At 68.9% G+C, this 20,702-nt stretch carries 19 protein-coding genes; 12 read left to right on the top strand and 7 right to left on the bottom strand.

Features of this window, described 5'->3' with window-relative positions; translation table 11 throughout:
* Both C8K36_RS11045 and C8K36_RS11040 read left to right on the top strand, forming a co-directional pair.
* Positions 1 to 1,782 carry an alpha/beta hydrolase gene (locus C8K36_RS11045; RefSeq protein WP_107984527.1) on the top strand — a complete coding sequence of 594 codons (1,782 nt, stop codon included), beginning with the start codon at positions 1 to 3 and terminating at the stop codon, positions 1,780 to 1,782.
* Positions 1,779 to 2,444: a CPBP family intramembrane glutamic endopeptidase gene (locus tag C8K36_RS11040; protein WP_107984526.1), complete on the top strand. Its 666-nt coding sequence runs from the start codon at positions 1,779 to 1,781 to the stop codon at positions 2,442 to 2,444. Before C8K36_RS11045 ends, C8K36_RS11040 begins: the two co-directional genes overlap by 4 nt.
* A gap of 7 nt (positions 2,445 to 2,451) precedes the next feature.
* On the opposite strand, the gene C8K36_RS11035 is transcribed toward C8K36_RS11040, so the two are convergent.
* Positions 2,452 to 2,895, bottom strand: coding sequence for a PPOX class F420-dependent oxidoreductase (locus C8K36_RS11035; protein ID WP_107984525.1), 444 nt, complete (start codon positions 2,893 to 2,895; stop codon positions 2,452 to 2,454).
* Positions 2,896 to 2,964: 69 nt separating this feature from the next.
* On the opposite strand from C8K36_RS11035, the gene C8K36_RS11030 reads away from it, so the two are divergent.
* From C8K36_RS11030 to purM, 3 genes are all read left to right on the top strand, one after another.
* Positions 2,965 to 3,351, top strand: coding sequence for a sterol carrier family protein (locus C8K36_RS11030; protein WP_107984524.1), 387 nt, complete (start codon positions 2,965 to 2,967; stop codon positions 3,349 to 3,351).
* 119 nt (positions 3,352 to 3,470) lie between these two features.
* Positions 3,471 to 5,051: an amidophosphoribosyltransferase gene (purF, locus tag C8K36_RS11025; RefSeq protein WP_107984523.1), complete on the top strand. Its 1,581-nt coding sequence runs from the start codon at positions 3,471 to 3,473 to the stop codon at positions 5,049 to 5,051.
* 148 nt (positions 5,052 to 5,199) lie between these two features.
* On the top strand, positions 5,200 to 6,279 hold the full coding sequence (gene purM / locus C8K36_RS11020; RefSeq protein WP_107984795.1) for a phosphoribosylformylglycinamidine cyclo-ligase: 1,080 nt from the start codon (positions 5,200 to 5,202) through the stop codon (positions 6,277 to 6,279).
* Between the two features lie 188 nt (positions 6,280 to 6,467).
* Here the strand turns inward: purM and C8K36_RS11015 are convergent, their stop codons facing one another.
* The 4 genes from C8K36_RS11015 to C8K36_RS11000 all read right to left on the bottom strand — a co-directional run bounded on the left by C8K36_RS11015 (position 6,468) and on the right by C8K36_RS11000 (position 9,598).
* On the bottom strand, positions 6,468 to 6,683 hold the full coding sequence (locus C8K36_RS11015; protein ID WP_107984522.1) for a DUF3073 domain-containing protein: 216 nt from the start codon (positions 6,681 to 6,683) through the stop codon (positions 6,468 to 6,470).
* 184 nt (positions 6,684 to 6,867) lie between these two features.
* On the bottom strand, positions 6,868 to 7,821 hold the full coding sequence (locus tag C8K36_RS11010) for an asparaginase (RefSeq protein ID WP_107984521.1): 954 nt from the start codon (positions 7,819 to 7,821) through the stop codon (positions 6,868 to 6,870).
* A complete protein-coding gene (locus C8K36_RS11005) occupies positions 7,821 to 8,468 on the bottom strand; it encodes an MOSC domain-containing protein (RefSeq protein ID WP_107984520.1) in 648 nt (215 codons plus the stop codon). The genes C8K36_RS11010 and C8K36_RS11005 overlap by 1 nt, the downstream gene beginning before the upstream one ends.
* Entirely contained in the window at positions 8,465 to 9,598 is a 1,134-nt protein-coding gene (locus C8K36_RS11000; RefSeq protein WP_107984519.1) for a YgfZ/GcvT domain-containing protein, read from the bottom strand. The genes C8K36_RS11005 and C8K36_RS11000 overlap by 4 nt, the downstream gene beginning before the upstream one ends.
* Positions 9,599 to 9,687: 89 nt before the next feature.
* Here C8K36_RS11000 and C8K36_RS10995 point away from each other — a divergent pair, with 89 nt between their 5' ends.
* The 6 genes from C8K36_RS10995 (at position 9,688) to C8K36_RS10970 (ending at position 17,716) form a co-directional block, all read left to right on the top strand.
* Entirely contained in the window at positions 9,688 to 10,548 is an 861-nt protein-coding gene (locus tag C8K36_RS10995; RefSeq protein WP_107984518.1) for an aminodeoxychorismate lyase, read from the top strand.
* Positions 10,549 to 10,704: 156 nt separating this feature from the next.
* Positions 10,705 to 12,222: a cytochrome ubiquinol oxidase subunit I gene (locus C8K36_RS10990; RefSeq protein ID WP_107984517.1), complete on the top strand. Its 1,518-nt coding sequence runs from the start codon at positions 10,705 to 10,707 to the stop codon at positions 12,220 to 12,222.
* A 9-nt stretch (positions 12,223 to 12,231) separates the two neighbouring features.
* Positions 12,232 to 13,266 carry a cytochrome d ubiquinol oxidase subunit II gene (gene cydB, locus C8K36_RS10985; protein WP_107984516.1) on the top strand — a complete coding sequence of 345 codons (1,035 nt, stop codon included), beginning with the start codon at positions 12,232 to 12,234 and terminating at the stop codon, positions 13,264 to 13,266.
* The gene (cydD, locus tag C8K36_RS10980) at positions 13,266 to 15,002 is read left to right on the top strand and encodes a thiol reductant ABC exporter subunit CydD (RefSeq protein WP_107984515.1); all 1,737 of its coding nucleotides are present in this window, start codon (positions 13,266 to 13,268) and stop codon (positions 15,000 to 15,002) included. The genes cydB and cydD overlap by 1 nt, the downstream gene beginning before the upstream one ends.
* A complete protein-coding gene (gene cydC / locus C8K36_RS10975; protein WP_107984514.1) occupies positions 14,992 to 16,719 on the top strand; it encodes a thiol reductant ABC exporter subunit CydC in 1,728 nt (575 codons plus the stop codon). The genes cydD and cydC overlap by 11 nt, the downstream gene beginning before the upstream one ends.
* A gap of 280 nt (positions 16,720 to 16,999) precedes the next feature.
* Positions 17,000 to 17,716, top strand: a complete 717-nt coding sequence (locus tag C8K36_RS10970; RefSeq protein ID WP_107984513.1) for a hypothetical protein — start codon at positions 17,000 to 17,002, stop codon at positions 17,714 to 17,716.
* 409 nt (positions 17,717 to 18,125) lie between these two features.
* Here C8K36_RS10970 and C8K36_RS10965 read toward each other — a convergent pair whose 3' ends face one another.
* Positions 18,126 to 18,824, bottom strand: a complete 699-nt coding sequence (locus C8K36_RS10965) for an FABP family protein (RefSeq protein ID WP_107984512.1) — start codon at positions 18,822 to 18,824, stop codon at positions 18,126 to 18,128.
* A 272-nt stretch (positions 18,825 to 19,096) separates the two neighbouring features.
* On the opposite strand from C8K36_RS10965, the gene C8K36_RS10960 reads away from it, so the two are divergent.
* Positions 19,097 to 20,329 (top strand): cutinase family protein, encoded by a 1,233-nt coding sequence (locus tag C8K36_RS10960; protein ID WP_107984794.1) that lies wholly within the window; start codon positions 19,097 to 19,099, stop codon positions 20,327 to 20,329.
* Positions 20,330 to 20,391: 62 nt separating this feature from the next.
* Here C8K36_RS10960 and C8K36_RS10955 read toward each other — a convergent pair whose 3' ends face one another.
* The gene (locus tag C8K36_RS10955) at positions 20,392 to 20,697 is read right to left on the bottom strand and encodes a DUF1416 domain-containing protein (protein ID WP_107984511.1); all 306 of its coding nucleotides are present in this window, start codon (positions 20,695 to 20,697) and stop codon (positions 20,392 to 20,394) included.
* Positions 20,698 to 20,702 lie beyond the last annotated feature (5 nt).

Below are 20,702 nucleotides of genomic sequence, written 5' to 3'. Positions count from 1 at the left end.
GTGACGGACTCGGGGATCGAACGGGAGGCGGTCGCTGAGCTGCGGGAGGACTCGCAGCCACCGACCCCTGCCGTCCCCGGGTTCTGTCAGCGGCACCCGTTCGCCCTCTGGGCGTGGGGACTGCTGAAGCTCGACTTCACCGGTATCGCCTTCGCATCACTGTTCTTCTGCTGGTCGCTGACGCCGTCGCTGCTACCGCGTGACTGGCTCTTCCAGGGACTGATCGGCGGCATCAACGCCGCAATCGGTTACGCCGTGGGCACCGCCGTCGGCTGGGTGGTCTACGAGTTCGGGCTTGCGCGCCGGCCGTGGTGGCCGCTGCCCGACCGGTACATGCGCGCCATCAAGGTCGTGGTGCCGGTGGCCTCGGCGCTGGCGGCGGTGACCATGCTGATCTACGCCGCCGGATGGCAGCGGGAACTCTCGGCGTTGATGAACGCCGAGGGCACCACCACCACCGGCTACATCCGCACCGGCGGGCTGAGCCTGCTGGTGGCGGCGCTGCTCATCGCGCTGTGGCGGGTGCTGCGTGACCTCGTCCGCTGGATCGCCCGGCAGCTCAACAAGTGGCTGAAGATCCCCCGCCCCGCCGCGTCGGCGGGTGGCTTCGCCGTCGTCCTGGTCTTGGTGTTCATGCTCGTCGACGGCATCCTGCTGCGGGTCGGCTATTCCCTCGTGAACTCGGCGTTCAGCTTGCAGAACAACGAGACCAGGCCGGGTGCGGTGCAGCCGATCCTGCCCGAGAAGTCGGGTAGTCCGGACTCGCTGGCGCAGTGGGATTCCCTCGGCTTCGAGGGACGCAACTTCGTCTCCGGCGGAATCCCCGCCGATGAACTCTCCGCCGCGAACGGCACGCCCGCCAAGGAGCCGATCCGCGTGTACGCGGGGCTCGAGACCGCGGACACGACGGCGAAGCGAATGGATGTCGTACTCGACGAGCTCGAGCGGACCGGCGCCTTCGACCGCAAGGCGCTCGTCATCGTCCCCACCACGGGCACCGGTTGGGTCAATCCCACCGCCGCCCAAGCGATCGAACTCGTCGAGAACGGCGACAGCGCCCTGGTCGCGGCGCAGTATTCGTACCTGCCCAGCTGGATCTCGTTCATCGCCGACCGCGGCAAGGCCGCCGTCGCCGGCAACGCGCTGATCCACGCCGTGCACGACCGGTGGCTCACCAAGCCCGAGGCCACCCGGCCCAAGCTCTACGTGTACGGCGAGAGCCTCGGTACGCAGGCCGGGGAAGGCGCGTTCGACGGCCTCGCCGACATCCGGGAAACCGTCGACGGGGTGCTGTGGGTGGGCCCGCCGAACTCCAACCCGTTGTGGAGTGCGCTCACCGAGCGGCGCGACCCGGGTACGCCCGAGGTGCAACCGGTCTATGCGGACGGCCTCGTCGTCAGGTTCGCGGACGACGCGGACGCGATCCCTGGCGGGCCCGGACCGTGGCTCGAGCCCCGGGTGCTGTACATCCAGCATCCGTCCGATCCGGTCGTGTGGTGGTCGCCGGATCTGGCCTTCTCCCGGCCGGCCTGGCTGTCGGAGCCGCCCGGCTTCGACCGTCTCCCGTCGATGAAGTGGTTCCCGTTCGTCACCTTCTGGCAGGTGAGTGCCGACCTCGCGAACGCGGCAGGCGTGCCCGACGGGCACGGGCACAACTACGGCACCGTCATCCTCGACGGTTGGGTCGCCGTCGCCGCGCCCGACGGCTGGACGCCCTCCGACACCGAGCGCGTGCGCGGCGTGCTCGAAGGGTTGCGCGGGCACGACGGGCCCGAGAAGTGAGGCGCGCGGCGGCGCTGGGCTTCGGCACGGCGCTGGTCGCGTGGAGCAACGGGGTGCTGCCCGCGCTGCGGTTGTCGCCGCGGGGGCGGGCGACCGCCGGGACGGTGGTGGCAGCGGGTGCGACCGCGGCCGGGCTGGCGAGCGGTCTGCGCCGGGACGAGTTGGGGCTGGCCGACATTCGGTCCGGGCTGCGGTGGGGGAGTGCCGCTGCCGCGATCCCGGTCGCCGGTTACGCGGTGGCGCTCGCGACGCCGTCGCTGCACAGTCGTTTCGCCGTGCCCGACGACGTGCGGCAGGACTTCACCGAATGGGTGTCGGCGCACATTCCGTTCGGCACCGTCTTCACGGAGGAGTTGCTGTTCCGTGGGCTGCTCACGGCACTCACCGATCGGGCGTTCCCGCCGGTGGCGGCAACGGGATTCCGCGCGGCCACGTTCGGTTTGTGGCATGTGCATCCGGCGCATGTCGCGCGGGATTCGGTGCCCGGCACCGTCGCGTTCACGGCCGCCGCGTCGCTCGTGTTCGACTGGCTGCGTGCCCGCAGTGGCAGCGTCCTCGCGCCCGCGCTGCTGCACCTGGCCGTCAACGTCGGTGGCGCGCTGCTGCTGCGACGCCTCCAGATGACCGCCCGGGCAGGTGAGGTGCCGCCGACGCTGGTGTGAGTGGACGTCAGGGCAGCTGCGCCATTCCGTATACGCGATCGGCCCGCACTCGGAGGACGAGGCGTCGCTCGTCGACCATCGCTTGCCGGAACTCCTCCCAGTTTTCGTGTTCGCGTCCCGTCGCGGCCCGGTACATGTCGACCAGTTCGTCGGTCGTCGCGTCGTGCGGGTCGGCCGCGACAGCGCTCAGATCGGCGTTGCCCTCCACCACGGCGTAACTCCAGAAGTCGGGCGCGCTCACGTGCAGCGAGACCCGCGGTTCACGCGCGGCGTTGCGGGTCTTCGCGCGGTCCGCGGTGACCGAGATGCCGGCCGTGCCGGTGTCCGGATCCCACGCGTACAGGACGTTCGACAGTTGCGGCCGACCGTCCCGCTTCAGCGTCGCCAGGACCGCCCGGTTCTGCGACGCGACCAGATCGAGGAGCTGGCGCTGCGCATCGTCGGTGCTCATGACCCGTGCAACCGCGATGTGCGCGGGCTTGTTCCGGTCGCGGGCAATCGGCTCGATAGATTGGCGCGCATGCCCGCTCGCCGCGCCGTCGATCCCGCCGAACTCCGCAGTGCGCTGCTCGCCGTCGGGCCGTGGCTGCGCGGCGAGGTCGAGGACAAGCCCGCGCGCCCCGTGCTCGCGGCCGCGGTGCGGCTCAGCGCCCGCACCCTCGAGCAGATCGCGCCCGGCTCGAGCGTCGAGGTTCGCGTGCCGCCGTTCGTGGCGGTGCAGTGCATCGAGGGTCCCCGGCACACCCGCGGCACCCCGCCGAACGTCGTCGAGACGGACCCACGCACCTGGCTGCTGCTGGCGACCGGGCTGCTCGGTTTCGACGCCGCCGCTGCGAGTGGTTCGCTCACCGCATCGGGCAGTCGGGCGGGGGAGATCGGGCACTGGTTGCCGCTGCTGCGCCTGTAACTTGTCTGTGACTCGAGTCTCATCGGCGTGATCCTGTGCACCGACCGTCGTACTCGCGCCGAGCGGTAGTTAGAATGGGGCACGCCCCCCGCACCGAATCCCCTAAGGGAGCGCTTGCCGTGACTCGTGCCGAACTGTCGGTCAACAGTCGGAATCTTCTCGCTACCACCGCACCAGACGAGGACGAGAACGAACCTCGCGAAGAGTGTGGCGTCTTCGGTGTCTGGGCGCCGGGCGAGGATGTCGCCAAGCTGACGTATTACGGGCTCTACGCCCTCCAGCACCGTGGCCAGGAAGCGGCCGGCATCGCCGTCGCCGACGGCTCGCAGGTGCTGGTCTTCAAGGATCTCGGCCTGGTCAGCCAGGTGTTCGACGAGCAGACTCTCGGCGCCATGCCGGGGCACGTCGCCGTGGGCCACTGCCGCTACTCCACCACCGGGTCCACCACGTGGGAGAACGCGCAGCCGATCTTCCGCACCACCGCCGCCGGCACCGGTGTCGCGCTCGGTCACAACGGCAATCTGGTCAACACCGCCGAGCTGGCGCAGCGGGCCCGCGAGGCCGGCCTGATCAACGACAAGCGTCCCGGCGCGGCCACCTCCGACTCGGACATCGTCGGCGCGCTGCTGGCACACGCCGCCGCCGACAGCACAATCGAGCAGGCCGCGATGAAGCTGTTGCCGACGCTGCGCGGCGCGTTCTGTCTGACGTTCATGGACGAGCACACGCTGTACGCGGCGCGCGATCCGCACGGCATCCGCCCGCTGTGTCTCGGTCGTCTCGACCGCGGCTGGGTGGTCGCCAGCGAGACTGCAGCCCTCGACATCGTGGGCGCGTCGTTCGTGCGCGAGATCGAGCCCGGTGAGCTGCTCGCGATCGACGCCGACGGCGTCCGGTCCTCCCGCTTCGCGAACCCGGAGCCCAAGGGCTGCGTGTTCGAGTACGTCTACCTGGCCCGTCCGGACAGCGTGATCTCCGGCCGTTCGGTGCATTCCACTCGCGTCGAGATCGGCCGCCGCCTCGCCAAGGAGCATCCCGCAGAGGGCGATCTGGTGATCCCGGTGCCGGAGTCGGGTACCCCCGCCGCGGTCGGCTACGCGCAGGGCTCGGGTATTCCGTACGGCCAGGGTCTGATGAAGAACGCCTACGTGGGCCGCACCTTCATCCAGCCGTCGCAGACCATCCGCCAGCTGGGTATCCGCCTCAAGCTGAACCCGCTCAAGGAAGTCATCCGCGGCAAGCGCCTCGTCGTGGTCGACGATTCGATCGTGCGCGGCAACACCCAGCGCGCCCTGATCCGCATGCTGCGTGAGGCCGGCGCCCTCGAGATCCACGTCCGCATCGCGTCGCCGCCGGTCAAGTGGCCGTGCTTCTACGGCATCGACTTCGCCTCGCCCGCCGAGCTCATCGCGAACGGCGCGGAGGGCAGCGGCGTGAACGCCACGTTCGACGAGATGCTCGACGGCGTGCGCCGGTCGATCGGCGCAGACTCGCTCGGCTACATCTCGATCGACGGAATGGTCGCGGCCACCGAGCAGCCCAGTACGCGCCTGTGCGCGGCGTGCTTCGACGGCACCTACCCGATCGCGCTGCCGGCCGGGGGCATCGGCAAGAACGTCCTCGAGGGGATGTTGGAGTCGGCGGCCGGTGCGGCGATGAGCCACGACAACGACAACGCGGACGCGCTGTCCCGTCCCTAGTTCGCAGGACGCTACCGGTGTGCCCTGGGCACTCCGGTAGCGTAAGGGCGCAATCGAGGTGATTGCGCATGCGCACATGCATCCGCAACTGCTGCTGATTGCGGCAGTTGAGACATTCACCGAGTATCAAGGCTGGAGCCAGAACCCAATGACCGAGGACAGTACCCGCACGCAGGGCGCTTCTTACGCCGCCGCCGGAGTCGACATCGAAGCGGGCGACCGGGCAGTCGAGCTGTTCGCGCCGCTGGCGAAGAAGGCCAGCCGTCCCGAGGTCATGGGTGGCCTCGGCGGATTCGCCGGACTGTTCTCCCTCAAGGGCGGCTACAAGGAGCCGCTGCTGGCGGCGTCCACCGACGGTGTCGGTACCAAGCTCGCGGTCGCGCAGGCGATGGACAAGCACGACACGGTGGGCCTCGACCTCGTAGCGATGGTCGTCGACGACCTGGTCGTGTGCGGCGCCGAGCCGCTGTTCCTGCAGGACTACATCGCCGTCGGCCGCGTCGTGCCGGAGCGGGTCGCGGAGATCGTCGGCGGCATCGCCGAGGGCTGCATCCAGGCCGGCTGCGCGCTGCTCGGTGGCGAGACGGCCGAGCATCCCGGCGTCATGGCCGACGGTGACTACGACCTGTCCGCCACCGGCGTCGGTGTCGTCGAGGCCGACCAGGTGCTGGGCCCGGACCGGGTCCGCCCGGGCGACGTCGTCATCGGCATGGGTGCGTCGGGTCTGCACTCCAACGGTTACTCGCTGGCCCGCAAGGTGCTGCTCGAGATCAGCCACATGTCGCTCACCGGTCATGTCGAGGAATTCGGCCGCACCCTCGGTGAGGAACTGCTCGAGCCCACCAAGATCTACGCCAAGGACTGCCTGGCACTCGCGGCCGAGACCGACGTGCGCACCTTCTGCCACGTCACCGGTGGTGGCCTTGCGAACAACCTCGCGCGCGTCATGCCCAAGGGCCTGGTCGCCGAGATGGACCGCGGCACCTGGAGCCCTGCGCCGGTGTTCACGATGATCGCGCAGCGCGGTCGTGTCGAGCGCGCCGAGATGGAGCAGACGTTCAACATGGGCGTCGGCATGGTCGCGATCGTCGCGCCCGAGGACGTGGATCGCGCCCTGGCGGTGCTGACGGCACGTCACATCGACTGCTGGACGCTCGGCACCGTCAAGAAGGCATCGGACGCCGACGCCGCGCGTGCGCTGCTCCTGGGTGATCACCCGCGCTTCTGACGCTCACTTCCATCACGTACGTCCCCGGGCCTCGACCAGAGGTTCCGGGGACGTCGTGTTTTCGGCGGCGGCTGCGAACGGGACTGTGCCCGTTGAGGGCTACGGCGATCGCCGGATACCACGAAATGAGGGGGAGCCGTCGGGCTCCCCCTCATTTCGAGGCAAGTGAGGTGCTTCTGTTAGGACAGTCAACGACGCCAATCGTCGTAGTCGTCCTCGTCCCAGCGCGAGCGAGGCTCCTCGTCGGCGCGCTTGTCCGCGATCACTCCGCCGTTGCGGGGTGAGCTCGGTGCTCCGCCGGTCGAGAGCTCTCGTTGCAAGCTGTCGAAATCCGTGGACGGCGAGCTGTATTTGAGCTCCCGTGCAACCTTGGTCTGCTTTGCCTTAGCCCGGCCGCGGCCCATGGCTGACCCCCTCGCGCTTTCGCGGGGCGGCCTGGGGAATTTGGCGGCCCCGCGTGAGTGTTGATGTTTTCCTGACCCACACTCTAGCGTGCAAAACTCGCTTCCGCCTCCACGTGCCGTCGTCAGCGGTGTCTGATTGGTCTCAGCGGGCCCGTGAGCTGCTCGGATGCCCGATTTGTGCAGGCTAGAACACGCCGGGAATTGCGCGTATCGTGCCGACTCGGACGTTTCCGCCGAGTACCGGCTGGGACGCCAGAGCGGCGTGGTCCTCGGACCAGTTCACGCCGAGTCGGTGGAGGAGCGCAGCGGTCAGCGGCAGCCGTGCCCGTTCGTGCCCGTCGTCGATTTTGAACGCGAAGGCGGTGCCATCGGGCAGCGCGCCGGCGTGGACGCCGTCCGCGCCCGCCTTGCACAGCAGTCCGGGGACCGCGGGCATCAGCCGGGCGTCGTCGCGTCCGGTGCCCGACACGAGTCGGGGGTGGGCGCGGATCGCGTCGGCGACGGAGCGTTCCGGTGAGCCCGGGTCCGCGGTGACGAGACGACCGAACGCGCGTGCGAGGTTGGTGAGCGAGACCGGGATGATCGGCAGTCCGCAGCCGTCGATGCCGAGTTCGGTCTCCGGCTCGCCGGACAGCTCCGCGATCGTCTCGATCACGATCCTCTGCAGCGGATGCGCCGGATCCAGGTAGGAGTCGGTGGGCCACTCGTTCGCGACGCACGCCGCGAGCATGGCCGCGTGCTTGCCCGAACAGTTCATGTAGACGGGGCGGCGCGGGGCGCCTGCCGCGATGACCTCGGCGCGGGCCTGCTCGTTGGCGGGCAGGTCGGGCGGGCACAGCAGCCGGCTCTCGTCGAGTCCGGTGCGACCCAGGAGTTGTTCGACCAGTTCGACGTGCGCGGCCTCGCCCTCGTGCGAGGCCGACGCGATGGCCAGTTCCTCCGTCGACGTCGGCACGAAGCCGGCGCGGAGCAGCGCGACGGCCTGCATCGGCTTGTTCGTCGAGCGCGGGTAGATGGGGGTGTGTACTTCGCCCACCTCGACGCTGGGGGAGCCGTCCGGGGACAGCACGACCAGCGACCCGCGGTGCACGCACTCGCGGAACCCGGACCGGACCACTTCCACCAGTTCGACGCTCACTACTGCACCTGCGCTTCCACACGGTCGAGGAACTTGCGGGCGCGGGTCTCGGCCCCGTCCGCGAGATCGGGTTGATCGGCCAGGAGTGCTTCGAGCTTGGCGGGCTCGTCGCCGACGAAGAGGTCGCGGATCGTCACCCCGTGTGCGGGGACCGACACGACGTCGATCGGATCGCCGGACTGCAGGTGGCCGGGCACCAGCACCCTCAGATACGCGCCGACGTCGGCGCGGTCGGTGAAGCGTCTGACCCACTGTGGTTCGTCCGCCCAGTGTGCGAACGTCCCACACGGCACGCGCGGTTCCGTGACCTCGAGTTCGGTGGTGCCGACGCGCCAGCGGGTTCCGATCACCGCGTCGGTCGTCGGGACCCCCGTGACGCGCAGGTTCTCGCCGAACCACCCGGGCGGCAGCTCACGTCCGAGTTCGACGCGCCAGCGCGCGGCCTCCTCCGCGGAGTACGCATAGACGGCCTTGTCGCGTCCACCGTGGAACTTCGTATCGCATACGTGGTCGCCGGCCAGCCCGCCCGTCTCGACACACACGGGGCCCGCCACGGGGCGCTTGTCGATGGCGGTTCGCGGGGAGCGCCGGCTGGGTACGTCGAGTTCGGTGAACACGACGCATACCGCGTCGACCCGGCCGGTCACCCGCGGCCGCGCAAGCGGTCCACGGCGGCCCGGCCCGCCTGCAGCTCGTCGTGTCGCGGCACCGAGTCGATGTCGATGGCGGCGGCGCAGGGACCGGCGACGAGTGCGGTGTCGGCCGGCACGGACCGCTTGACGAGGGCCAGCGCGATCGGGCCCTCTTCGAAGTGGTCGACGACGGTGCCCACGCGGCCCACCGCCCGGCCGTCTGCGGTCAGCGCCTCGCCCACCTCGGGCAGTCCCTCGGCGGACCCGTCGAGGTGCAGCATGACCAGGTGGCGTGGCGGCTTGCCGAGATTGTGGACCCGCGCGACGGTCTCCTGGCCGCGGTAGCAGCCCTTCTCGAGGTGCACGGCGCCGTGCTCGGCGGGACCGCCGATCCACGCCACCTCGTGGGGGATGGTGCGGTCGTCGGTGTCGAGGCCGATGCGGGGCCGGTGCGCGGCCACCCGCAGCGCCTCGAAGGCCCACGTGCCGGCCGGGCGGGCGCCGGCTTCGGTGAGCCGCGACCACCACCGGGGCAGGTCGGCGCGGGGGACGAGGAGATCGAACGAGTCGGCAGTGGGCCACGGCATGCGCCGGACGAATCCGCCGCCGTCGAGCGGCACGGCCTCGTACACGCCGGGCAGCGAAGCCACACCCAGTGCCGCGGTGAACGCGGGAGACGTCTCGACGTCCGGGCCGATCAGGCTCAGAACGGCCAGTTCGTTGCCGTCACGAGGCTCGGCCTTGGACCAGAACACCATCTTTTGCAGGAAGCCGAGCAGGTCGGGGCCGCGGTCGGCCTCGGTGTCGATCCACGTCACGCCGTCGAGGTCGGTCATCACGAAGTGGTGTTCGACGCGGCCGTTGAGATCCAGGCTGAGATTCTCGGCGCTCGTCCGGTCGGGCAGGGCGGCCACGTGCTGGCTCGAGATGGTGTGCAGCCACGTGAGCCGTTCCTCGCCGGAGATCGCGATGACGAACCGGTGGGAGCGATCGACAACCGCCGCCGATCGGATCGCGGCGCGCTGCTCGGCGAACGGGTCCCCGTGGTGCCATGCGACACCGGGGTCGGGTGACCCGTCGAGCGGCGGCACGGCGCCGGGGATGGAGAGAAGCGGACTGGATGCAACGAGCGGAGTGTCGGCCACGGCCCCATTCTATGAGCGCCGGACGGGCGGGTCGGGCGGAGCGACGTCGGACCGGCCGGTCTCAACGCGTCGATGGCTATGGTGGGCGCATGGCTGAGCTGGTTCTGGTGACCCTCGACGGGCAGGTCCGGGACGCCGGCACGCCCCTGCTGCACGTGGACGACCTCGCGGTGGTCCGCGGCGACGGCGTGTTCGAGACACTGCTGGTGCGCGACGGGCGTGCCTGCAAGCAGGCCCTGCATCTCGATCGGTTGGAGGAGTCCGCGCGCGCCCTCGGTCTACCGTGGCCCGGGCGCGGTCTGTGGACCCGTGCAGTCGAGGCGGCGGCCCGTGAGTGGGGACGCGACCGCGAGGGCTGGATGCGACTGGTACTCAGCCGGGGGCGCGAGGGCGGCGGCGGACCGACGGCTTTCGTGACCGTCGGCGCGGTCGCGGAGCGCGTGTTGCGGGCCAGACAGGACGGGGTGTCGGTTCTGACGCTGCCGCGAGGATATTCGGTCGATCTCTCCGCGTCGGCGCCGTGGCAACTGTTGAGCGCGAAGACGTTGTCGTACGCGACCAACATGGCGGCCCTGCGGCACGCGCAGTCCCAGGGCGCCGACGATGTCGTCTTCACGAGCAGCGAGGGCCGAGTTCTCGAGGGTCCACGCTCCACTGTCATCGTCGCTCGGGGTAAGACTTTGATCACTCCGCCACCGGCGCAGGGCATCCTGCCGGGCACCACGCAGAAGGCGCTCTTCGAGGTGGCTCCGGACAAGGGTTACGCGTGTGAGTACGCACCCCTCTTTCCTGCTGATCTCATTGCGGCAGAAGGTGTCTGGCTGGTCTCGAGTGTCACGCTCGCGGCCCGTGTCCACACCCTCGACGGGCTCGTGTTGCCAGCCGCTCCGGCGGCCGAGGATGTTGCCTCCCTCGTCGCGTTGGCGGTCGAGACGGTCGGTTCGGACTGACCTGGGCTAGGCGGGAACCACTCGGTCTACTACATTCCGTAGTAACAAATAGCTGCGGTGAGCTTCTCACCGCAGTAGCTTTGTGAACAGGGATCGAGCGGACGCCCACGCCTCGACCCCGAAGCCTGTCCTACGGGCCGAGTTTTCGGAGTAGCCATGGATGTCTTGGATGTCTCGCGGTGGCAGTTCGGAATCACCACCGTCTACCACTTCATCTTCGTTCCGCTCACGATCGGACTGGCTCCACTGGTCGCGATCATGCAGACCATGTGGGTGGTGACGAAGAAGGACCATTGGTATCGCCTCACCAAGTTCTTCGGCAAGTTCTTCCTCATCAACTTCGCGATCGGTGTCGCGACAGGCATCGTCCAGGAATTCCAGTTCGGCATGAATTGGAGCGAGTACTCCCGCTTCGTCGGCGACGTCTTCGGCGCGCCACTGGCGTTGGAGGGACTCGTCGCGTTCTTCCTCGAATCGACCTTCCTGGGCCTGTGGATCTTCGGCTGGACCAGACTGCCGAAGGGCGTGCACCTCGCGACCATCTGGCTGGCCGCGATCGGTGTGAACGCTTCGGCGTACTTCATCATCGTCGCCAACTCGTTCATGCAGCACCCCGTCGGCGCGCGTTTCAATCCCGAGACCGGACGCGCCGAGCTCGAGAGCATCTGGGCGTTGCTGAGCAACAACACGGCGATCGCGGCGTACTTCCATGCCGTCGCCGGCGGCTTCCTCACTGCCGCGACCTTCGTGGTCGGTATCGCCGGTTGGTGGATGGTGCGCAACATGCGCAAGGCCAAGACCGCGGCGCCGGAGGAGGCCGAGACGCTGGCCCGGGACGCGCGGGGAATGTTCCGGCCGGCGGCCCGCCTGGGCATGCTCGTGATGATCATCGCGGGCATCGGGGTGATCTACTCCGGCGACGTCCAGGGCAAGCTGATGTTTCAGCAGCAGCCCATGAAGATGGCCTCTGCGGAGTCGTTGTGTCACACCGAGACCGATCCCGACTTCTCGATCCTCACGGTCGGGACGCACAACAACTGCGACAGCGTCAGCCACGTGATCAAGGTGCCGTACGTCCTGCCGTGGCTGGCCGAGGGCAAGTTCAGTGGCGTCACGCTGCAAGGCGTCGAGGACCTGCAGGCGCAGTACGAGGACCAGTTCGGCCCCGGCAACTACCGCCCGAACCTGTTCGTCACCTACTGGTCGTTCCGCGCGATGATCGGCTTGGCTGCCGGTTCGCTCGCGCTGGCGCTGGCCGGACTCTGGGTCACGCGGCGAGGCCGAGTCCCGGACCAGAACTGGTTCAAGTGGTTGTGCCTCATTGCGATTCCGATGCCGTTCCTCGCGAACAGCGCGGGCTGGATCTTCACCGAGATGGGTCGTCAACCCTGGGTGGTGCACCCCAATCCCACCGGGGTGGACCTGATCCGATTGACCGTGGACCAGGGCGTCTCCGATCACCCGGTCGGGCTGGTCGTCACCTCGCTCGTGGTGTTCACGCTGCTGTACGGCGCGCTGGGTGTCGTGTGGTTCTATCTGATCCGCCGATACGCGATCGAGGGGCCGTCGCCACACGATCTGCACCCGCCGGGTGAGGGCCCGAAACCGAAGGCCGGTGGCCCCGGGGAACCGGGCGAATCGGAAGCCGACGAACTACTTTCGTTCGCCTACTAGGAGACCGTCATGGGACTGCAGGAGTTCTGGTTCATTCTCATCGCGGTGCTCTTCGTCGGGTACTTCGTGCTCGAGGGATTCGATTTCGGTGTCGGCATGCTGATGCCGGTACTGGGCAAGACCGAGAAGCGTCGCCGCGTGCTGCTCAACACCATCGGACCGGTGTGGGACGGCAACGAGGTGTGGTTGATCGTCGGCGGTGGTGCGCTGTTCGCGGCGTTCCCGGACTGGTACGCAACACTCTTCTCAGGGTTCTATCTACCGCTGCTGATCATCCTGGTGGCGCTGATCCTGCGAATCGTGGCCATCGAATGGCGCGGAAAGATCGACGACGACAAGTGGCGGGCCCGTGCCGACCTGGGCATCATGATCGGCTCGTGGGTCCCGGCGGTGCTGTGGGGTGTGGCCTTCGCGAACATCGTCCGGGGCGTCGAGATCAACGCCGACAAGAAGGTGACGTCGAGCTTCTTCGATCTGCTCAATCCGTATGCGCTGCTGGGCGGCATCACCACCGCGCTGGTGTTCGCGCTGCACGGCGCGGTGTTCATCGCGCTCAAGACGGCGGACGACGTGCGCATCGATGCTGCGGAACTCGCGAAGAAACTCGCCATCCCGGCCGTGCCGATCGCCGGCGGGTTCGTGCTGTGGACCCAGCTGGCCCACGGCAAGGGCTGGACGTGGATCCTGGTGGCGCTCGCGGCCGTCGCGGTGATCGCGGTCGTGTTCCTCACCCGCGCCGAGAGCGAGGGCTGGGCGTTCGCGTTCACGACGCTCGCGGTGATCGCCACGGTGGTGCTGCTGTTCGCGTCGCTGTACCCGAACGTGATGCCGTCGACGACGAACGAGGCATACAACCTCACGATCGAGAACGCGTCGTCGAGTCCGTACACATTGAAGGTGATGACGTGGGCGGCCGTGATCCTCACGCCCATCGTGATGATCTACCAGGGCTGGACGTACTGGGTGTTCCGTAAGCGGATCTCCACCAAGCACATTCCGCCGTCCATCGGGCTGCCGCGCAAGGCCGGATCCACGAAGGTCTGATGAGTACGCAGATCGAACGCCCCGCCCGATCACGACGGGCGGGGCGCCGCAAAGAGCGGCGTGGAGGTCCCGTCGACCCGCGCCTGTGGAAGTACTCGGCGTCGGCGCGCGGCTACCTGATCCTCACGGTGGTGCTGTCGGCGGTGAACGTCGCGATGGTGATCGTCTCGGCGGTGCTGATCGGCACGATCCTCGCCGGGGTCATCACGTCGGATCGGCGCAGCCTCGCGGACTGGCGCACCGACCTCACGTGGCTGGCGGTGGCCGTCGCGGTACGGGCGCTGGCGTCGTGGCTGCACGCGCGCTACGCGCACCGCTCCGCGAACCGCGTGGTCGCGGAACTCGAGGTGGAGGTGCTCGAGGCCGCGACCCGGATGTCGCCGCGGGACCTCGATCCGCGCCGCGACGAGATCGCCACGGTCCTCACCCGAGGCATCCGGGGGCTCGCGCCGTACCTCACCGGCTACCTTCCGGCGCTGATCCTGGCGGCGACGCTGACCCCCGCGACCCTGCTCGTGATCATCCTGCAGGACCTGACGGCTGCGATGATCGTCGTGATCACCCTGCCGCTGATCCCGGTATTCATGATCCTCATCGGATTGCTGACCAAGGGGAAGTCCGAGGAGAATCTCGGTGCGATGACCCGCCTTTCGGGTCAGCTGATGGATCTGCTCGCCGGCCTGCCGACGCTGCGGGCCCTCGGCCGCGAACACGGCCCGGCCGCGCGGGTGCGGGAACTCGGCGACGCGCACCGCAAGACGACGATGTCGTCGCTGCGGGTGGCGTTCCTGTCTTCGATGGTGCTCGAGTTGCTGGCGACGCTGTCGGTGGCGCTCATCGCGGTGAGCATCGGCCTGCGCCTGGTGTTCGGCAACATGGAACTCGAACCCGGCATCGTGGCGCTCATCCTCGCCCCCGAGGTCTATCTGCCGCTGCGGATGGTGGGGGCGCAGTTCCATGCGGCCGAGGACGGCCTCGCCGCGGCGAACAAGGCATTCGCGGTGATCGGCGAGGCGCCCGAGCGCCGCTCGTCCGGAACCGGTTCCGCGGTGCCCGACGACAACTCCATCGAGTTGGTCGGAGTCAGTATGAACTCGCGGTCGGGTCTCGCGCCGCACCGTCTGGACGCGATGTGTCGGCCCGGTGAGGTGACAGTGCTGACCGGCGCCAACGGATCCGGGAAATCCACGGCGCTGCAGGTGATCCTGGGCCTCGCCGAACCGGTCGAGGGCGAGGTGCGGGTCGGCGACGTCGATGTCGCCGATCTCGATCGGGCGCGGTGGTGGGACCAGATCGCGTGGCTGCCGCAACACCCGGTGATCGTGCCGGGCACCTTGGCCGAGAACCTCGCCCTCGTGGGGACTGTGGATCTCGGTTCCGAGGAACTCCGCCAGGCTTGTCGGGCAACCGGATTCGACGTGGTTCTCGCGGAACTGCCGCGCGGCTGGGAGAGCGTCGTCGGGGCCGGTGGACTGGGCCTGTCTCTCGGTCAGCGCCAGCGTCTCGCGCTGACCCGTCTGCTGGTGTCGCCGCGGCCGGTGCTGTTGCTCGACGAGCCCACCGCGCACCTCGACGACGACACCGAGCGGACCGTGTTGAACTCGCTGCGCGACCTGGCGCGGGACGGACGGACCGTCGTGGTGGTCGGGCACCGGCCGACCGTGCTCGCGGTGGGCGATCGCGTCGTGTACGTCGAGGCCCAGCAGGAAGTCGGGGCGCAGCAACATGAATCGTGATCTGGTGCGGGCGATCCGCCTGCTCGACCTCCAATCGAAGCGAGTCCTCGCGGCGATCGCGGCCGGCGTCGCGACGCTCGGCAGCGCACTCGCCCTGGCCGCGCTGTCGGCCTGGCTGATCACCAAGGCGTGGCAGATGCCGCCCGTGCTCGACCTCACCGTTGCGGTGGTGGCCGTGCGCGCGCTGGGTATCTCCCGTGGTGTCTTCCGCTACCTGGAACGTCTCGCGACGCACGACGCCGCACTGCGCGGTACGACGTCGGCGCGGACCATGATCTACCGGCGCCTGGCCGACGGCGACCCCGCGGCTGCCGCCGGGTTGCGTCGCGGCGATCTGCTCGCGCGCACGGGCGCGGACGTCGATGCGCTCGGCGATGTCGTGATTCGGGCGCTGGTGCCGATCGCGGTCGCCGTTGTCATGGCGCTGTCCGCGGTGCTCGTGCTGGGGCTGATCTCGCCGGCCGCCGCTCTCGTGCTCGCCGTCGCGCTGGCGGTGTCCGGGATCCTGGCGCCGTGGCTGTCGGCACGCGCGGCGCGTATTGCGGAGTCCGAGAGTGCCGCGGCGACGGCACTGTTCAGTGAAACCGCCGTCACCGCGTTGGACCACGCCGCCGAACTACGGGTGGCCGGGCGTCTCGACGACGTCGTCGCTCGCGCCGAGGCCGCCGACGACGCCGCCGTCCGCGCCGCCGATCGCGCCGCGATGCCTGCCGCCTTCGCGGCTGCCGCTACCCCGCTTGCCATCGGTGCGAGCGTGCTCGGCTCGCTACTCATCGGCATCACGCTGTACGGGCCGGACGGCGGCTCGCCGGGCGCCATGACACCGATGTCGCTGGCGATCCTCGTCCTGGTGCCGCTCGCCGCATTCGAGGCGACGGGTGCGCTGCCTGCGGCGGCCGTCGCGCTGACCCGTGCACGGATCGCGTCGTCGCGGATTCTCGCGCTCCTCGATCGTGCAGGCGAGTCGCATCCCGGCGGCACGCGGACGCCACCCGATCCGGCGCATGTTCGCATCCAGGACGTGCGGTGCGGGTGGCCCGGCGGCGACAGGGTGACCGCGCCACTGGACCTCGACCTGCCCCCGGGCGCGCGCGTCGCGGTCGTCGGCGGTAGTGGTGCAGGCAAGACCACGCTGCTGATGACGGTGGCGGGACTGCTGCCGCCGTTGTCCGGAACGGTGACCGTCGACGGCGACCCGCTCGCCGACTTCCGGCCGGACGAGCTGCGCCGCGAGATCGGATTCTTCGCGGAGGACGCCCACCTGTTCGACACTTCCGTGCTCGAGAACCTGCGGGTGGCACGTGGCGATCTCGACGAGGCCGGCGCCGTCGAGGCGCTGCGGACCGTGGGTCTGGGGGAGTGGGTGGCAGGGCTGCCGCGCGGGGTCCACACGATGCTCGGTGGCGGGGCCCGCGCGATCTCGGGCGGCCAGCGCCGACGTCTGCTGCTCGCCCGGGCGCTCGTATCGCCCGCCCGGGTGTTGCTGCTCGACGAGCCCACCGAGCATCTCGACGCGACGGACGGCGCGCAGATCCTGCGGGAGTTGCTCGACCGGCGCGGCGCGCTGGTCGATCCCGCCCGCACCGTCGTGCTGGTCACGCACCAGTTGCCCGCGGATGCACGCCCGGATCGAGTTGTCACCGTGGGTGGCGGACCGGCCGGAATGGGAGACGGTGTCAGTCCGGGCGAACCGCTCGGTGTCGGACGCCACACCTGACCTCGGGGTCCTTCCCCTCCACGCCCTGCCTCCGTGGGTGTAACACGTTCCAGTTTTCCAGTGATCGTTTGCGAGGGTGAGCGCGTTACCTGCAGCGAGACGATGAAAAGTGCCTGCCACCTCGGTGCTAGATTTCTGGACGTACGTCCGAATTCGTAGCTAGTATGTGAGCGACTTCACTGCGGATTGGGCAACTTGGCCGAGTTGCACTCTCGATACTGAAACACGTTCTACCTTCCCCCTCAGGCTGGACTTCACACCCCACTGAACGGAGCTTTATATGTCACGTCGCTCGTTACGCCACGCCGTCGCCGCAACCGCCTCGATGGCGATCCTCGCCGCCGGCGTCACCGTTGGCCTGGGAACGTCGGTGGCACAGGCCACGCCCGCATGCGCGCTCAACCAGTCGGTCACTGACAGTTGGCCCGGCTCCTTCGGGACGCCGTACACCGTGAGCAAGGAGATCGTCGGCGACGGCACTGCCGCACCGGGCCACACCGTCACCTACCTCACGAAGGTGTCCGGTTCGGGGGCGCTCGTGAACCAGATCCGCGACTTCCACCCGGCCGGCTTCCAGTTGGTGAAGGCGCGCGTGAACGTCAAGTGGGTCCTCGGGGGCCAGCAGTGGGAGGACGTCACGGGCACCGCCGTCGTCGGCAACAATGCCGTCATCGCCAAGGGCACCGGGTGGACCACGGCGGGCGGCGGAGTCATCGCCCTGGAAACCACGTACAAGGTCCCGGACAACGCCGTGGTCGGCAGCAAGCTGGACAGCGGCGCGGGCACCAACATCGTGCTCGCGGCCGGCGACTGGAACATCAACCCGATGGGCGTGTGCGTCACGATCCGTCAGCCGAATCCCGTCGAGGCCGGCACGGGCAGCCTCGAGGGCATCGGCGTCGGTGGTCAGGTCTTCGGTTCTCTGACCGACCCCCAGGGTTCGATCTCCAACGTGGTCGGCGGAATCCTGGGCAACGTGCTCGGCAACATGAGCTAGTCCGCCCCGAACGGGAAGTCACGGCACGCCCGGAGCGTAAAAGCGTGCCGTGAACGCCCGTTGGCGCACCGAATGAGCCCCGTCCCGGCACTGTCCGGGGCGGGGCTCGTCTCGTTGCGAAGGCCACCTCGACCGAAAAACCCGTTGCCGAGTCCGCGCCGCGGGCGTAACTTCGGGCTTACGCGAGGAAGGAGGTGGTCTGAAGTTGAATGACAAACGGACACGTGAGGTGGCTGTCCGCTAGCCACGATGCTCTCGGGATCACTGACCGCACGACGGCTGGCGAATCCCAGGCAGCTACCCGACCCCCGAGCCCTCCGGTCACGTCCAGATCGGAACTCCACGAAATGCGAAACCCCCGGGCTTCGTCTCGTGGACGGGCCCGGGGGTCGCTGCTGTTCTGGGGTGGTCAGCCGATGTAGCGCTGGAGGCGTGCGGAGTACCGCGGCGCGAGGGGGCCGTCGGCGACGACGCGCTCCTCGACGTATGCCAGATCGCCGCCTTCGACGATGCCGTAGAGGCGCTTGGCCCCACCGATGAGCTCACCGGACTCGCTGCGGATCACGACGTCGGTCGCGAGTTCCCACGACGACTGCGTGAGCGCCTGACCGTAGAACAGTTCGACGACGCCGGACGCGTGCGTGAGGAGGAGCTCGACGACTTCCTCGTTGGTGCTGCCGGGGATGCCGTCGCCGGCGACCCGCCAGAAGCCGCTCTCGCGCTGATCGGGGCCGACGTAACCGCCGTCGGCATCCAGACGCCAGCTGCGGGAATCCCACGCCAGGTAGTTCTCGCCGTCGTGCGAGATGATGATCTGCTGGCCGAACGGGTAGTCGCCGGTCTCCGGGTCGTGACCCTCGCCCTCGCCGCGCCACACGCCGACGAGCGGCAGGAGCGCGAGCATGCCGGGGTTCAGGTCCGGCCCGAGTCGCAGATTCGCGGTGTCCTCGGGCAGGGGGAGATCGGGCAGCGTCGGGATGTTGCGTCCCGCCGTGTCCTTCGCGCGCTCTTCGGCAGCCGCGACTGCACGGTCGCCGCTGCCACGGACAACGTGCGACTCGGTGTCGTCAGGCTGCTTTTCTGAGCCCGCGTCCGGATCCTGATTCACGGCTTGTCGGTGACCAGTCGGTACACGACGTACAGCGAGAACCAGGTGATCAGGATGGCAGCAAGAACCAGGAGAACCTCGAAGAAGATGACCACGGGCCCATCTTAGACCGCGTCCCCGCGGCGTCAGAAATCGGACGGGACTGTGCGGTCGGGTGAATCGATCCGGCGGAATCCGCCTCGACGCCCGAAATGCGGGAGTACGGTGCTCCCGAATCGCCAACGGAACAAGATCAGCCACGTCTGCAGTGGTGCGAACGGTCGGAGGTGTCGATGAGTCGGACGAGGTGTCGGGCGGTCGCGTGCACTCTGGGTGGGCTGCTCACCGCGGTGATGCTGCTCGGGACCGGTGTCGCTGCAGCGGCGGAGGGATCGGCGGACTCCGGATCGGGTTCGACGCGCACGCCGACCGTGAATCCGAACAACTACGGGGCCGACTGTCCCGACATTCTGGTGGTCGCGACGTCGGGTGCCGGGGATTCGACCGCCGATCGCGATCCGTTCGACGACAAGGACCGGGTGCCGGGGTCCAACTGGCTCAACCAGGTCACGGTGCCGCTCGGGGAGGCCAACCGTGAGCAACCCGGCAGGGTCGGGTGGGTGTACGTGCCGTACCCGTCGACGTACGGCCTGGGCCTGCTGTCGGATGTGCCGACGTACCAGGATTCGGTGGCGGCCGGTGTGACGTCGCTGAACCGGATCCTGGACGAGAAGAAGACCCAGTGCGGCACTGCGACGAGGTTTGCGTTGCTCGGCTACAGCGTGGGTGCCGAAGTCACCGAGCGCGTCTCGCGCGACATCGGTCACCGGGGAGCGTCAGCGGCGGTCACCGCCGCCGACATCGCCGGTGTCGCGCTGGTCGGTGACCCGTACCGGCCCGCCGGGACACCGTCACTCGGCGAACCGGGCCCGGCCGGTGGCGGCTTCATGGCGTCGGAGCCGGCCGACTACGGCGCGCTCGACGGCAAGATCCTCTACGACTGCCGTCCGATGGACATCGCGTGCGACGCCCCGCCGGACGTCGCGCTGCTCGAACTCGCGCTCGGGGTTCTGGGGCAGATGCGGTTCACGATCCTCAACCCCGTGCAGACGTTCGCGGACTTCGGCCGTGTCGCCTCCGACATGTCTGCGCGCGCGATCGCCCACATCGTCTCCCGCGAGGACTGGTTCACGTCCGGCGAGTCGCTGCTCGACGTTCTGCGCACGGTTGCGGACCAGACGTACCGCGACGATGCGGCGACTGCTGAGGCCACTCCGGAACGCGTTGCCGCACTGGATGCCTGGGCTCGTGGCCCGGGTGCCGAGGTGGTCCGGGCCAAGCTGGCAGCGGAGGGCGCCGGGTTCCTCGAGGACAATCGCGGCATCGTCGACCTGATCGTGAAGCCGTACATCGTGCTGGGTCCGCTCCAGCACATCCTGTACTGGCTTCCCGGTCCCGCCCCGCTTCTCGGCGACAGCGGGAGGGTCACCGACTGGATCGACACCCTCCCGGCGGCCGGGGGCTAGACGACGGAAAAAGGGGCACCACTCCGAGCGGAGTGGTGCCCCCTTCTCAGTTCGGTATCGACCTACTTGGCGACGGTCACGTCGACGGCGTAGACGCCGGCACTGTCCGGATTGATCGTCACGTCACCGTTGCCGGTGCTCGACAGCGCGCGCACCTTCCAGGTGCCGGGCGCGGCGAAGAAGCGGAAGTCGCCGGTCGCGGATGCGACGACCTCGGCGGTGAACTCGTCGGTGCCGTCGAGCAGGCGGACGAATGCGCCGCCCACCGGCTGACCGTCAGCGGCCACGACGCGGCCGGTGATGACGGTTTCCTTCTCGACGTTGACGCCCGCGGGCAGGGTCTGGGTCTGAACAGGTGCTCCGCACATATCTC

Origin of the sequence: Rhodococcus sp. OK519, from assembly GCF_003051005.1 — a bacterium.
Taxonomy (GTDB): Bacteria; Actinomycetota; Actinomycetes; order Mycobacteriales; family Mycobacteriaceae; genus Prescottella.
Note: the sequence above shows the minus strand (reverse complement) of the source record. Positions and strands in the feature narration are given on the sequence as shown.

What these genes read in the sequence shown, in the direction of transcription:
- cydB (WP_107984516.1), top strand. Translation starts at nt 12,232, where the DNA reads ATGGGACTGCAGGAGTTCTGGTTCATTCTCATCGCGGTGCTCTTCGTC.
- C8K36_RS10955 (WP_107984511.1), bottom strand. Translation starts at nt 20,697, where the DNA reads ATGTGCGGAGCACCTGTTCAGACCCAGACCCTGCCCGCGGGCGTCAAC.
- C8K36_RS10995 (WP_107984518.1), top strand. Translation starts at nt 9,688, where the DNA reads ATGGCTGAGCTGGTTCTGGTGACCCTCGACGGGCAGGTCCGGGACGCC.
- C8K36_RS11035 (WP_107984525.1), bottom strand. Translation starts at nt 2,895, where the DNA reads ATGAGCACCGACGATGCGCAGCGCCAGCTCCTCGATCTGGTCGCGTCG.
- C8K36_RS10970 (WP_107984513.1), top strand. Translation starts at nt 17,000, where the DNA reads ATGTCACGTCGCTCGTTACGCCACGCCGTCGCCGCAACCGCCTCGATG.
- purM (WP_107984795.1), top strand. Translation starts at nt 5,200, where the DNA reads ATGACCGAGGACAGTACCCGCACGCAGGGCGCTTCTTACGCCGCCGCC.
- C8K36_RS11030 (WP_107984524.1), top strand. Translation starts at nt 2,965, where the DNA reads ATGCCCGCTCGCCGCGCCGTCGATCCCGCCGAACTCCGCAGTGCGCTG.
- cydD (WP_107984515.1), top strand. Translation starts at nt 13,266, where the DNA reads ATGAGTACGCAGATCGAACGCCCCGCCCGATCACGACGGGCGGGGCGC.
- C8K36_RS10990 (WP_107984517.1), top strand. Translation starts at nt 10,705, where the DNA reads ATGGATGTCTTGGATGTCTCGCGGTGGCAGTTCGGAATCACCACCGTC.
- C8K36_RS10960 (WP_107984794.1), top strand. Translation starts at nt 19,097, where the DNA reads ATGAGTCGGACGAGGTGTCGGGCGGTCGCGTGCACTCTGGGTGGGCTG.
- C8K36_RS11015 (WP_107984522.1), bottom strand. Translation starts at nt 6,683, where the DNA reads ATGGGCCGCGGCCGGGCTAAGGCAAAGCAGACCAAGGTTGCACGGGAG.
- cydC (WP_107984514.1), top strand. Translation starts at nt 14,992, where the DNA reads ATGAATCGTGATCTGGTGCGGGCGATCCGCCTGCTCGACCTCCAATCG.